Source organism: Acinetobacter sp. C26M, assembly GCF_023702675.1.
Classification (GTDB): Bacteria; Pseudomonadota; Gammaproteobacteria; order Pseudomonadales; family Moraxellaceae; genus Acinetobacter.
Map to the genome: position 1 here is coordinate 737,468 of NZ_CP098478.1, position 13,423 is coordinate 750,890.

General features: G+C 41.3%; 14 protein-coding genes and 4 tRNA genes. 16 read left to right on the forward strand and 2 right to left on the reverse strand.

Annotation, left to right across the window (positions count from 1 at the left end):
• Positions 1–43 precede the first annotated feature (43 nt).
• Positions 44–517, forward strand: coding sequence for a VHS/ENTH/ANTH domain-containing protein (locus NDN11_RS03450; RefSeq protein ID WP_251110775.1), 474 nt, complete (start codon positions 44–46; stop codon positions 515–517).
• 198 nt (positions 518–715) lie between these two features.
• On the opposite strand, the gene NDN11_RS03455 is transcribed toward NDN11_RS03450, so the two are convergent.
• A complete protein-coding gene (locus NDN11_RS03455; protein WP_167247892.1) occupies positions 716–994 on the reverse strand; it encodes a DUF2218 domain-containing protein in 279 nt (92 codons plus the stop codon).
• A gap of 180 nt (positions 995–1,174) precedes the next feature.
• Here NDN11_RS03455 and rpe point away from each other — a divergent pair, with 180 nt between their 5' ends.
• The 14 genes from rpe (at position 1,175) to NDN11_RS03525 (ending at position 10,956) form a co-directional block, all read left to right on the forward strand.
• Positions 1,175–1,861, forward strand: coding sequence for a ribulose-phosphate 3-epimerase (gene rpe, locus NDN11_RS03460; RefSeq protein WP_251110776.1), 687 nt, complete (start codon positions 1,175–1,177; stop codon positions 1,859–1,861).
• A 369-nt stretch (positions 1,862–2,230) separates the two neighbouring features.
• Positions 2,231–2,650 (forward strand): hypothetical protein, encoded by a 420-nt coding sequence (locus NDN11_RS03465; protein WP_167247893.1) that lies wholly within the window; start codon positions 2,231–2,233, stop codon positions 2,648–2,650.
• Between the two features lie 76 nt (positions 2,651–2,726).
• Positions 2,727–4,625 (forward strand): copper resistance system multicopper oxidase, encoded by a 1,899-nt coding sequence (locus NDN11_RS03470; protein ID WP_251110777.1) that lies wholly within the window; start codon positions 2,727–2,729, stop codon positions 4,623–4,625.
• Positions 4,612–5,508: a copper resistance protein B gene (locus NDN11_RS03475; RefSeq protein ID WP_251110778.1), complete on the forward strand. Its 897-nt coding sequence runs from the start codon at positions 4,612–4,614 to the stop codon at positions 5,506–5,508. The genes NDN11_RS03470 and NDN11_RS03475 overlap by 14 nt, the downstream gene beginning before the upstream one ends.
• 82 nt (positions 5,509–5,590) lie before the next feature.
• Complete coding sequence (locus NDN11_RS03480; protein WP_251110779.1) at positions 5,591–6,091, forward strand: cobalt transporter; 501 nt, start codon at positions 5,591–5,593, stop codon at positions 6,089–6,091.
• 1 nt (position 6,092) lies between these two features.
• Complete coding sequence (locus NDN11_RS03485; RefSeq protein WP_251110780.1) at positions 6,093–6,641, forward strand: hypothetical protein; 549 nt, start codon at positions 6,093–6,095, stop codon at positions 6,639–6,641.
• A gap of 166 nt (positions 6,642–6,807) precedes the next feature.
• Positions 6,808–7,125, forward strand: a complete 318-nt coding sequence (locus tag NDN11_RS03490) for a DMT family transporter (RefSeq protein ID WP_167247898.1) — start codon at positions 6,808–6,810, stop codon at positions 7,123–7,125.
• 17 nt (positions 7,126–7,142) lie between these two features.
• Positions 7,143–7,631, forward strand: a complete 489-nt coding sequence (locus NDN11_RS03495; RefSeq protein ID WP_251110781.1) for a methylated-DNA--[protein]-cysteine S-methyltransferase — start codon at positions 7,143–7,145, stop codon at positions 7,629–7,631.
• A 349-nt stretch (positions 7,632–7,980) separates the two neighbouring features.
• Positions 7,981–9,201, forward strand: coding sequence for a bifunctional glutamate N-acetyltransferase/amino-acid acetyltransferase ArgJ (gene argJ, locus NDN11_RS03500; protein WP_251110782.1), 1,221 nt, complete (start codon positions 7,981–7,983; stop codon positions 9,199–9,201).
• A gap of 142 nt (positions 9,202–9,343) precedes the next feature.
• Positions 9,344–10,408 carry a quinolinate synthase NadA gene (gene nadA, locus NDN11_RS03505; RefSeq protein WP_005151304.1) on the forward strand — a complete coding sequence of 355 codons (1,065 nt, stop codon included), beginning with the start codon at positions 9,344–9,346 and terminating at the stop codon, positions 10,406–10,408.
• A 133-nt stretch (positions 10,409–10,541) separates the two neighbouring features.
• Positions 10,542–10,618 (forward strand) — tRNA-Pro (locus tag NDN11_RS03510).
• Between the two features lie 68 nt (positions 10,619–10,686).
• Positions 10,687–10,763, forward strand: a tRNA-Arg gene (locus tag NDN11_RS03515).
• Positions 10,764–10,799: 36 nt separating this feature from the next.
• Positions 10,800–10,875, forward strand: a tRNA-His gene (locus NDN11_RS03520).
• Positions 10,876–10,879: 4 nt separating this feature from the next.
• Positions 10,880–10,956, forward strand: a tRNA-Pro gene (locus tag NDN11_RS03525).
• 138 nt (positions 10,957–11,094) lie between these two features.
• Here the strand turns inward: NDN11_RS03525 and NDN11_RS03530 are convergent.
• Positions 11,095–11,550, reverse strand: a complete 456-nt coding sequence (locus NDN11_RS03530) for a hypothetical protein (RefSeq protein WP_251110783.1) — start codon at positions 11,548–11,550, stop codon at positions 11,095–11,097.
• Positions 11,551–11,804: 254 nt separating this feature from the next.
• Here NDN11_RS03530 and NDN11_RS03535 point away from each other — a divergent pair, with 254 nt between their 5' ends.
• Positions 11,805–13,409: a GMC family oxidoreductase gene (locus tag NDN11_RS03535; RefSeq protein ID WP_251110784.1), complete on the forward strand. Its 1,605-nt coding sequence runs from the start codon at positions 11,805–11,807 to the stop codon at positions 13,407–13,409.
• Positions 13,410–13,423 lie beyond the last annotated feature (14 nt).

Genomic DNA, 13,423 nt, shown 5'->3' on the forward strand with positions numbered 1-13,423 from the left:
TGGTAGTTATGCCATATAACTGTAGGTAGGAGCTTTAGTACCCATGGCTGAGTTAATAAAGAGAATTAGAATAACTTACAAAATAAAAATTCTTGGAATGTCTGAAATTGCATTTCCAATAGACATTATATCTTTATCACGAGAAATTGCTGATCTTAAGTCGACAGAAGATTCACACAAAATAATTGAGGCTTTCAAAGCTCATAAAAATGCTTTTGTGCGTAGGGTCATCGTCACTGCTATTCGCTTCATGGGACAGAATTCATCTTTAAAATATATCGGCTACCTCCTTGAAAAGATAGAAGATGAAGATGATTGGGTAAAATATGATGTAGCATGGACACTTGGAGAGCTTGATTGCAATGATAAGAGAGTAATCAACTCTCTAACTCACTTAGCTGAAGAATACTTTCATCTTAGCAAAGAGGAGCTTGAAAAAATTGAGCCAAATGATGCATGTATTTATGCAAAAAAGCGAGCTGCGGAAAGTCTTCATGAGCTTTCAATGCGCTTCTAGCAAGTCGTTTGGGATGAACGCTTCAGCATACCACCTTAACTTCAACGTTATGGCTTATTGATAAAGATATGACATTAGGTATTTTTCAAAAATTAGATAGCTTTTGGATTAAAAATGATTGCTTACAGTTCCATATCCATACAATTTAACTGGAAAAAGTTGCAGGTTAAAAAAAGAAGCTCATATGAGCTTCTTTTTTTAATGATGCTGCCATTCAACAATAAATTCTTGTTGTGCCATACGATTTAAATGATCAATAACCACCTGTTCTAGACGAGCAACATCTTCTTGCTGATTTTCAATCAGCACATCTAAGTGTTGTTCATGTGGCGTAAGAGTTACCGTTGCTGTCGGCATGAAAATTTTTGAATGCAGCTCAGTCTCTAATACTTCAAATTTATGCTTCCAGTGATTCACTAAACGTTTACTGATCCGTTTTCCTTCATTTGTCGTGATTTTAGTGCTGCTATTGGTCATTCAAAGTCATCCTCTTGTTCTAACGATTAACATAGCAAAGCTTGCAACAGATAAAAATAGCCTAGATGCAACGTGGTGTTGCAAGTTTGCAATGCCGTAATAATGACTTTGTAACAGACTTAGGCGGTCTAAGTTTGTTATAATCAAGGCATTATTTTCTCAGAGTTTGCCAGGTCGTCCATGTCCAAGCCTTATTTAATTGCGCCTTCGATTTTATCTGCTGATTTTGCACGTTTAGGTGAAGATGTAGAAAAAGTTTTAGCTGCAGGTGCAGACGTTGTGCACTTTGATGTGATGGATAACCACTATGTGCCGAATCTAACCTTTGGTGCTGGTATCTGCAAGGCACTGAAAAATTATGGCATTAAAGCACCGATTGATGTGCATCTTATGGTTTCACCAGTTGATCGTATGATCGGTGATTTCTTGGAAGCAGGTGCAGACATTATCACTTTCCATCCTGAAGCAACGGATCATATTGATCGTTCTTTGCAGTTAATCAAATCTGGCGGTGCGAAAGCAGGTTTGGTTTTTAATCCAGCAACGCCGTTACATCATCTTGATTACGTTTTAGATAAAGTGGATCAAATTTTATTGATGAGCGTAAACCCTGGTTTTGGTGGGCAGAAATTTATTCCGATGACTTTGGAAAAGCTGCGTCAAGCACGCAAAATTATTGATGCGAGTGGTCGTGATATTCGTTTAGAGGTTGATGGTGGTGTCGGTCCGGCAAATATCCGTGAAATTGCCGAAGCAGGTGCCGATATGTTCGTTGCAGGTTCAGCAATTTTTGGTCAACCCGATTATAAAACTGTGATTGACCAAATGCGTGCAGAGTTGGCAAAAGTTGGTGCAACAGAAATTTAGTGTTTTCATCCTATTTTTCACATAAGCTTGTGGATAACTTTGTTTATAACTGGGTGGATAACCATGTTGATAAGCAGGTGGATAAGATGTTGTTAAAATAAACAAAATGATTTCAGTTGTTTATATTCACAACAAAATGATGAAAAAAGGACAATTTTTTGTCCTTTTTTTGTGCATTAACTTCTTCATTTTGCTTTGTTTTTGCCCATCGATGTCGAAGTGTCGATTCGTTTGATAAAACAGCAGTTTGAGGCGGGTTGGGGATGAATTTATCGAAATTCAAACACACAGATCATTGTGTATAACCATAAAAGAAATTATGCTAAGCAGACTAAATTAATTTTTGATGATTGAAACAAGGAATATTAAGTGCAACTCCGCAAGCAATACAAACATCTGTGGTTTGTATTCCTGATGATATTTTTCATCGGGGGAAGCAGTGTGGCTGTTGCAGCAGTTCAAACCCTTCAATCTGATCAAACGACCTCTACAACACTTCAAACCATGTCTTGTCATGACCAGCAAATGATGGATCAACATCATCAAATGCCACATGCCCATTCGGGTAATTCTGTGAAATGTCATGAAGGAATGATGCAAGATACAGTGCACTGTCAGGACTGCAATAGTTCTTCACATTGCCAAACGGTTAATCTTGCTGTGGATCAACAGACACCAAGTCTGTCCTCTTCACCTTTTCTAGAGCTCAGTACGCATATTAATACGGCCTATCAGGCTCGACATCTTGCTGGCTATTGGCAAGAGATTTTACGCCCTCCTAGAACCTGATCTGTCTTTACAGGCTGTTTCTCTATATCCCAGAGAAACGAGCAATTTGAAAAGTTAACAGATTAGGAAAAATATCATGTCCTCAAAAATATATGCTGGTGTCATTGCTAGCTTAAGCCTATTGTTTGCACCTTATAGTTTGGCTGCAATTAAAGAATATCATCTGAATATCAATCAAGGCACGGTGAATGTCACTGGAAAACCAGTGAAGCGCATCACTGTAAACGGCAAATTTATTGCGCCGCTTTTAGAGTTTGAAGAAGGTGATGAAGCGGTCATTCATGTGCATAACCAATTGAAAGATCAAGACACTTCACTGCATTGGCACGGATTGTTGTTACCTGGTTTGATGGATGGTGTGCCTGGTTTTAACGGTTTCAAAGGCATTAAACCGAATGGTAGTTTTGAGTATCGTTTTAAAGTTCGCCAGAACGGAACTTACTGGTATCACGCACATAGCAAAGGACAGGAGCAAGATGGCTTATATGGCGCTTTGGTAATTTATCCGAAAGGCAAACAGCCCGTCGCTGCACATGAAAAGGCTGAACGTGATTATGTGGTGATGTTGTCAGATTTCCATGAAACCGAAAGTGACAAGATCATGGCGAATCTGAAAAAGTCTGCTGAGCATTATCAGGACCAACGTGAAACTGTTGGCGATGTCTGGAAACAGATAAAACAGCAAGGTCTCAAAGCGACGTGGCAAGACCGTTCGATGTGGAATCAGATGCGAATGGCCAAAACTGATTTGGCAGATGTGACGGGTTATACCTATTTAGTCAATGGTCAAACACCACAGCAGAATTGGACAGGCGCTTTTAACGCGGGCGAAAAGGTTCGTTTGCGTTTTATTAATGCCTCAGCAATGTCTTTTTTTGATGTACGTATTCCAAATTTAAAAATGACTGTGGTCAGTGCCGATGGTCAGCCTGTGAAGCCTGTTCCAGTGGATGAGTTCCGTATTGGTACAGCGGAAACCTATGATGTGTTGGTGGAACCTAAGCAGGCGCATTACCAAATTGAAGCAGAGTCAATTGATCGTTCTGGATTTGCAATTGCTTCATTGCACAATAGCGCGATTCCGAATACACAAAAGGTTCAGATCCCTAAAGCACGTCCACGTGCACTATTGACGATGGAAGATATGGGGATGGATCATGCTTCGCATGGTCAGATGGATATGAGCAACATGGATCATGGCTCAGATCAGTCAATGAATATGGCCAATATGGATCATAGTCAGCATCAGATGCCACAGGATAAAGCCCAAGTTGCACCGACGCAACAAGCAGCGATGGATCATAGCTCGCATGAGCAGATGAACATGGCTGATATGGACCACAGTGCACATGCTCAGATGGATATGTCTGTTCCAGTAAGTTCTGACCATAGCCAGCACCAGATGGTGGCTTCTCCTGAAAAAGGAAATTCAGATACTGTTCAAGGTTGGGCCAATGCTGCAACACCAACAGGTCATAAAGCTTTAAGTTACGCAGACTTGAAATCATTACAACCACAACCTGACAGCTATAGCCGTCCTGCAGAGCGTGAATTGGTGATTCGTTTGGGCGGCACCATGGAACGTTATATCTGGACCATTGATGGGAAGAAATTTAGTGATCCTGACTTTAAGCCTTTAACCGTTCGTTATGGTGAGCGTATTCGTCTTAAGTTTGTCAATGACAGTATGATGGCGCATCCGATGCATTTACACGGCATGTTTATGCAATTGGAAAATGGTCAAGCACCGCAAGATATGCCAAATAAACATACTGTTATTGTGCCACCAGGCAAAACAATTACAACTTTGTTGACTGCGGATGAAATTGGCGAATGGGCAATCCATTGTCATTTGTTGTATCACATGAGTGCGGGCATGATGAGTAAGTTAATTGTCGCAAATGTTGATGAAAGCAAAGCAGTACCAGCAACATCTGTTCAATCTTCACAAGGAGTGAGCCATGCAAATCACTAAGCTATCTTCGAAAATGAAGCGTTATACGCAATTACTGGCGATGGGGGGTGTGGTTACTTCTTTGAGTGCATTTGCGTATGCGCATGAAGGACATGACCAGATGATGCAAATGGATATGCCAGCCAAATCTAGTATGCCAATGAATACCTCTATGGATCATTCGCAACATCAGAGTTCAACTGTTTCTGTGCACACACAAAATAAAGATGAACATGCTGACCATTACAAGGAGCATGGTGGACAAATCTATCAGGCAACACAGCTAGATACACAATGGCTGCTTGATGAAGATGGACAGGGCACGCTCAAATCCAAATTAAAAACTTGGGTTGGAACCGATGAAAATAAATTATTCATCATTGCGGATTATGCCAAGGCTGAATCAGAAAAGTCTGAACAGAGTCTTGCGGCACTTTATAGTCGTAATATTGCTGACTTCTGGGATGTACAGGCCGGTGTGAATTACCGTTATAACGCTGAGCGAGAGTTAGATAAGGAACAATTCGAAGGTGTTGTGGGTTTACATGGTATGGCACCTTATTTCTTTGAAACAGATGCACATGTTTATTTCGGGCAAGATCAGCAATGGCGTTTTGTACTCGAAACTGAGCGCGATTTATTATTGACTCAAAAGTTGATTATGCAGCCTTATCTGGAAATGGAATGGGTCATTCGAGATGAGTCGAAGTATGCCGCCAAAACAGGTCTTGCTGATGCAGAAGTAGGGATTAAAACCCGTTATGAAATCGTCAAGAACCGAGTCATGCCTTTTATTGATGTTGGTTATGGCTATAGTAAAGGACGTAAAGAGACCAATTGGCAAACCGCCAGTGACTCCAAAACGGGTTGGGTCTATGGTGCTGGCCTTTCGCTAAAGTTCTGATATTTTGTTTAAAATGTCATTTTTTCGAGATACTGTTGGTTTATACTAACAGTATCTTTTTTGAGTCATTCATGGTGCATAAATGGCTTTAGAACAACAACACAATGCAATAACAGATAAAACAAACTCGCATGCCCATCTGAAAGAAAAAACGGAGAGATCATCTTTATCTCAACTTGAGCTGATTCCTGCTGATGGCAGTATGAATGTGAGTTTTTATTATATTCCGCATATGAGCAGCCCTGTAGAAGCACAGCGGGTGAGGAAAGCATTAATCCCTTTTTCAGAGCTATTGATTGAGCACTGTATCGATTTAGAAGCACGACATTTAGCACTTTATCATCAAGACCCTGTTTCAGAGGTTACGGCAGCATTGCAGCGTTTGAATCTTGGTGCGGAACTACAACAAACCATGCCGCATTATGAACCAATGGAACTGGCGACCTCTAAACCACAAGTCGCTCAGAATAAATATCAGCAGCAAGATGAAAATCTCTTAAGTCTGATTCAGCAATTTATTTCAACTGTTTTAGCACGATTTAAGCAATGGATAAGAGCCTTACAAAATAAACGGGATAAGTAACATGCCAAGATGGATGTATGGCTTGCTGGTGATTGCACTAGGCTGGATGCTGTGGACAAAATGGATTAAGCCTACACCTGATATCAGCCAGATTACGACTCAGCAAGGTGTGCAAGTTGTAGCATTAGAAAATTATGAAGGTTCATTCCGCGTGCTTTCAAGAGAAGACTATAACTTGGGGCGTGAAGCTGAATTTTCTCCTATGGATATTGCCGTTGGCTGGGGTGAAATGGCCAATCCTCAGGTCTACAAACAGATTGATATTTCTCAAAGTAACCGTTGGTATCGTTGGTCTATCGATCATGAGCCTCCGATCTCACTTCAGCAGATTGCAACACACAGTGCCAATATGCATCTTGTACCAGCCAATGCCACAATTGCAGCACAAATGAAAAAAATTAAACAAGATGATTTGGTGTATTTAAAAGGCTCACTGATTGAGATTCAAGCCAAAGATGGTTGGCGTTGGAAAAGCTCTTTATCTCGAGAAGATACGGGCAATGGTGCGTGTGAGTTGATGCGGGTCGATCAAATTATCTGGCAGCAGTAGAATTAAATAAAGAACTTCATTTTTTCAAAAGCTTAGTCAATATAGATACAGAACAAATCACATATTTTTAAAATTCCACAGTACACTACTGCACCTAGGAGGACGACCTCCCTCGAAAAAATCACGTTGGGACGACCCGACACTTGATAAAGTTGAGCGTAATAAAATGGCGTGGGCAATTTTAATTTTGGCAGGTATTTTTGAAGTTATTTGGGCATATTCCATGAAGATGTCTGAAGGATTTACCAAGTTAACGCCAAGTATCGTGACCATTGTTTTCATGATTTTAAGTGTGGTATTACTTTCGATGTCGATGCGGACACTTCCACTTGGAACGGCTTATACCATTTGGACTGGAATAGGAGCAGTTGGCTCATTTGTTGTTGGCATTTTGATCTTGAATGAACCGATGACAGCGATGCGCATGATCGCAGCAGTCTTAATCGTTTCAGGTCTTGTACTGATGAAGTTATCATCAAATTAATGGTTTAGGAGAGCGTGATGCAACTGGTGTATATGTACATGGATTCTCCTGTGGGTGCATTAAAACTGGTTGCTCATGATCAGGCACTTGTCGCTGTGATGTGGGACAATGAAGACCATAAGCGGGTACGACTGTCTGAATTAGTGGAAGATCTACAGCATCCAATGCTGCATCGCGTTAAACAACAATTAGAACAATATTTTGCAGGACAACGTCAGCAGTTTGATCTGCCTTTGGACTTTCAGGGGACTGCGTTTCAGCAGCAGGTCTGGCAGGCTTTATTGACGATTCCTTATGGGGAAACACGCAGTTATAAAGACATTGCCATTCAGTTGGGTAATGTAAAAGCCGTACGTGCGGTTGGAGCCGCTAATGGTAAGAATCCGATTTCGATTATTGCGCCGTGTCATCGGGTGATTGGTTCGAGTGGGGCTTTGGTGGGTTTTGCAGGTGGTTTGGATAAGAAGCAGATTTTACTGAGTTTAGAGCAAAGCCAAATTCCATAATCTGTAGTGTTAATACTCGATTTTCATTTCTTTTTGGAATAAGCTACTTAACAGATATGAATCGACATATTTTATGACTTGAACCGTAACTCAGTTATTAGCGAGGCGGTGTCTTGCTTAGTGTAATTCAATATTAGGAATAACCTTCGGTTCGAGTTACTTTGGTTTCGCCCAAAGTAACCAAAGGCATTGTCATCTACAAAACCTGTTCACTTGTTGCATTTGTTTTATCTATCGCAGAAACGGGATATTACAAATACCACGCAGGTTGTAGATGACCTTTCCGAGTCTCAAATATAGGGTATGTATTCATTTTCTTTTTCATAACAAATTGAATGGAAGTTTAAAAATGGCTGTTGGTGACGTAACAATGCCACTTATGCATGTGGTGCAGGGTGTAAAAATTGGCTCAACTGAGGCGTATGTACGTTATCCAAATCGACGAGATCTAGTCATTTTTGAATTTGCTGAAGGCTCAAATGTTGCAGGGGTGTTTACTCAAAGTGCCTTTGCAGCAGCTCCAGTTCAATTGAGTAAAAAGCATTTGGCAGAAAACACACCACGTTACCTGATCATCAATACGGGTAATGCCAATGCTGCAACAGGTACGGTAGGCTATAAAAATGCAGAAGCGACTTGTGTCAAGTTAGCTGAATTAACGGGTGTTCAAGCCAATCAGATTTTACCGTTTTCAACTGGTGTGATTGGTGAGCAACTTCCAATTGAACGTTTAGTACAAGGCATTCAACCAGCATTAAATGATTTAAATGCAGATCGTTGGGTAGATGCTGCATCTGGCATCATGACCACAGACACTACACCGAAAGGTGCATCTGAACAGTTTGAGCTGGATGGTGTGACCTATACCATGACGGGAATCAGTAAAGGTGCAGGCATGATTCGTCCGAATATGGCGACTATGCTGAGTTTTGTGGCAACCGATGCCCCGATTAGCCATGAACTGGTACAAAACCTATTGCAAACCACGGTTGAGCATTCATTTAACCGCATTACCATTGACGGCGATACCTCAACTAATGACTCTTGTATCTTTGTGGCGACAGGTTTAGCCGGTGGTGCTGAAATCCAGAGCCAAGAGGATGCACGTTATCAGCAAGTATTAGAGGTACTTGCTCGTATTATGGATCGTTTGGCACAATTGATCGTACGTGATGGTGAGGGTGCAACCAAGTTCATCACGGTTCTGGTTGAAGGCGGAGCCAATACTCAAGAATGTTGTGATGTTGCCTATAGCGTTGCTGAGTCGCCACTCATTAAAACGGCTTTATTCGCTTCAGATCCAAACTGGGGACGTATTGTGATGGCAATTGGTAAGGCGGGTGTGCCAAACCTAGATAGCAGCAAAGTTCAAGTTTGGCTTGGTGATGTACAAATCTGCTTGGATGGTGGTGCAAACCCTGACTATACCGAAGAAGCAGGTGCAGCAGTGATGGCAGAGAAGGAAATTAGCATTCGTATTGATCTCGGTCGTGGTACAGCAAAAGACACGGTTTATACCTGTGACTTTTCTTATGACTATGTCAAAATTAATGCCGATTATCGCTCATAAATTTGCGTTATAATAAAGCCTCCACAGTGGGGCTTTTTTTATAAGCTGGTTTGTGGACGAGGTGATTTATCCCAAATGATCGCCTATTACCCACGTTAAAAGTTTGCAGTGATGCAAGCACGCAGGATAGAGAAGACGTTTTATGAATAATGCGAATTTAATTGCGAACGAAGCCAAAAATATTGTGCAGACGCATTTAGATCGTTTGGGTGAGCCTAAGGACAACAGTCTTAGCCCAGAAGTGAAACAAGAAAAGTTTGCCCAAATCGCAGCAGAGCTTAAAAAACGCAATGCAGTACTTGTGGCACACTATTACTGTGATCCTGACGTGCAAGAGCTTGCAGAGCTGACAGGTGGTTGTGTTTCTGATTCATTAGAAATGGCGCGTTTTGGTCGTGATCATCCAGCAACGACATTGGTGGTTGCTGGGGTTAAATTTATGGGGGAAACCTCAAAAATCTTATCACCTGAAAAAACGGTGTTGATGCCAACATTGGAAGCAACCTGTTCGCTTGATTTGGGTTGTCCTGTAGATGAGTTCAGTGCATTCTGTGATCAACATCCAGATCATACCGTGGTGGTGTATGCCAATACCTCAGCAGCAGTCAAAGCACGTGCCGATTGGGTAGTGACTTCAAGCTGTGCGGTAGAGATCATTGAGCATTTAGATAGCTTGGGTGAAAAAATTATTTGGGCACCAGATCAGCATTTAGGTCGCTATATTCAAAAGAAAACAGGCGCGGAAATGTTGTTGTGGGATGGCGCATGTATCGTGCATGAAGAATTCCGCGCGCGTGGGATTGCGCAGATGAAAGCGTTATATCCAGATGCAGCTGTATTGGTCCATCCTGAGTCACCTGAATCGGTGGTAGATATTGCGGATGCTGTTGGTAGTACCTCGCAACTGATCAAAGCAGCGCAGACTTTACCGCATAAGCAAATGATCGTGGCAACGGATCGAGGCATTTTTTATAAAATGCAGCAAGCGGCACCAGATAAAGAGTTATTTGAAGCACCAACCGCAGGTGAGGGGGCAACTTGTCGTTCATGTGCACATTGTCCATGGATGGCGATGAATGAACTTGATGGTATCTTGCATGTATTACAACATGCTGATCAAGAAATACACGTTGATCCAGCCTTGGCAGAACGTGCGAAACTACCTTTAGATCGAATGTTGAACTTTAGTGCTTCGCTAAAGCGTTAATATGCTTGTTAAATATACATTTGATAAGGAAAAATCACTTTTTTTAAAACTAGGTGTTGACGTGATGCAACGTCAAGCCTAGAATGCACACCGTACCGCACGATGTGCGATACAATAAAAGCTGAAAAGAAATCGGAGCATAGCACAGCCTGGTAGTGCACCTGGTTTGGGACCAGGGGGTCGTAGGTTCGAATCCTACTGCTCCGACCATTTAAAATATGTTGAAAAACATAGTTTTAAATATCGGCGAAGTATCGTGATAGTATTATCATCGTTATGCGCCTGTAGCTCAGTTGGATAGAGCATCCGCCTTCTAAGCGGATGGTCACAGGTTCGAATCCTGTCAGGCGCGCCATTTGGCAGCTTGGTATATAGAATCAAAGTTTTGATGGTGGATGTAGCTCAGTTGGTAGAGCCCCGGATTGTGATTCCGGTTGTCGCGGGTTCGAATCCCGTCATTCACCCCAATTTCGGAGCATAGCACAGCCTGGTAGTGCACCTGGTTTGGGACCAGGGGGTCGTAGGTTCGAATCCTACTGCTCCGACCATCATCTTAAAAGATGAGATAAAATACCGCTAAGTTAGCGGTTTTTTTACGTCTGGTTTTTTTTATTTTATTCAGGCTTAATCTGTTTTAACGTCGTATTAAGGGAAAATACTATTTTAAACAACCTTATCCAAAATAATTAGCAGTTTGAGTTGGGTTGTGTTTCCATATACTCTTCAATGATTTCAAAATCTCCGTTCTCCTTAGGTTCAATCATCATATAGTAGCTTTTATCGGTATAGCATTTTTTTGTTGAATAACGATCTGCCTTAATTTTATATTTTTTAGTTAAAGGTGTGATTTTTATATTTGAGAACTTACTGCGATCATCGCTAGCTTTGGCAATTGGCATGACTTTAGCAATCAACATTTTCCATTGTAACCCTGTAAGTTCCATGCTTCTTTCTAGACCATGAGGATATTTTCGGTAGGTATGTATTTTTGCAGAATCTGAATATAAGCCTGCAAGTGCAGGATCAAAATTCTCTCCTAATGTTATGTAGTCATTAAAGAATTCTTTGGGACTTGGATTGGCAAATGCGATGTTGGTTATAAGTATACAAGGAATAAGACATATTAATTGCTTAATTTTCATGAAGTATCAACTCGAATTAGTTTCATTATCAACATATTCTAGAATGTTTAATAATAATAATAAAAGCTAAAAGATTCTTAAGGAAATCTAGATAAATTCTTTTGATGTATTTTTAAATTAATTATTGTGATTGTAGGTATATCCAGTTAAGTTACTTTTATTGATATGAATTGGTTAGACAACTACAACAGTGTTTAAATGCCGTGTTCGGCATAATGCTTCCACTTTTTAAAAAGAAAAAACAGAGTATAGCGATGACAGAAACAGCTTTTGATTTTGTAATTATAGGTGGTGGTTCAGCAGGATCGGTACTGGCTGGGCGATTATCAGAAAATCCAAATATTTCGGTATGTTTATTAGAAGCTGGTGGTGATGGGAATAGCTGGTTGGTGAATACACCTTCAGCAGCGGTCATCAGTATCCCGACTAAAATTAATAACTGGGCGTTAGAAACCATTCCCCAAAAAGGGTTGAATGGGCGTAAAGGTTATCAACCGCGTGGTAAGTGCTTAGGCGGTAGTTCTGCCATCAATGCGATGGTATACGTTCGTGGACATCACAGTGATTATGATCATTGGGCTGCTTTGGGTAATACAGGCTGGTCGTATCAAGATGTATTGCCATATTTTATAAAATCAGAACATAACGAGCGCATTCGCAACGAATATCATGGACAGCATGGTCCCCTCAATGTTAGTGAATTACGTTCAGACAATCCTTATCAAAAGACCTTTATTGAAGCGGCGAAACAGGTGGATTATCCGCTCAATGATGACTTCAATGGTGCTGAACAAGAAGGGCTTGGGGTTTATCAAGTTACGCAAAAAAATGGCGAACGCTGGAGTGCTGCCCGAGGTTATCTGTTCCCATATTTAGGCACGCGTCCAAATCTACAGGTGATTACGCAGGCCAGTGTTTCTCGCATTGTGATTGAAAATGGTCGTGCTGTCGGGGTTGAATATAAACATAAAGGCCAAACCACGGTTGTTCAAGCCAATAAAGAGGTTCTTTTATCAGCGGGTGCATTCCAATCGCCACAAGTGTTGATGCTGTCTGGTGTTGGTCCACGGCAAGAGCTTGAAAAGCACGGTATTCCCGTTGTTAAAGATTTAGCAGGTGTGGGTGAAAACCTGCATGACCATCCTGACTTTATTTTTGCTTATAAGACCAAGCAAATGGATGGAACCTTTGGGGTGTCAGTGGGTGGAAGCCTAGATCTAGTCAAGCAGATTGGACGTTATCGTAAAGAGCGTCGTGGTTTGATTACCACTAACTATGCAGAATGTGGTGGTTTCTTAAAAAGCCGTCCTGAGCTAGATAAGCCTAACCTACAACTGCATTTTGTCATTGCTGTAGTAGATAACCATGCGCGAACCATGCATATGGGACATGGAATTTCATGCCATGTGTGTTTGTTGAATCCGCGTGCGCGTGGTTCGGTCAAACTCAGTGGTAAAAATGTGGATGATCCATTACTGATTGACTTTAAATTCCTTGAGGATGAGCAAGATCTTCAGGATATGGTTGATGGCTACAAGGTCACACAAAAGTTAATGAACGCACCTGCTTTAAGTGAAAAAATTAAAGCGGATATGTTTACCGCCAACGTGCAGTCTGATGATGAAATTCGTGAGATTTTGCGCCAACGTGTCGATACGGTGTATCACCCAGTCGGCAGTTGTAAAATGGGTGTGGATGAGATGGCCGTGGTTGATCCTGAACTGAAAGTGTATGGTGTTGAAGGTTTGCGTGTGGTTGATGCGTCAATTATGCCAACCGTGGTCAATGGTAATACCAATGCACCGACCATTATGATTGCTGAAAAAGCGGTGGATTTGATTCGTCAAACGTGGAAGTAAGCTATGCGTTATCA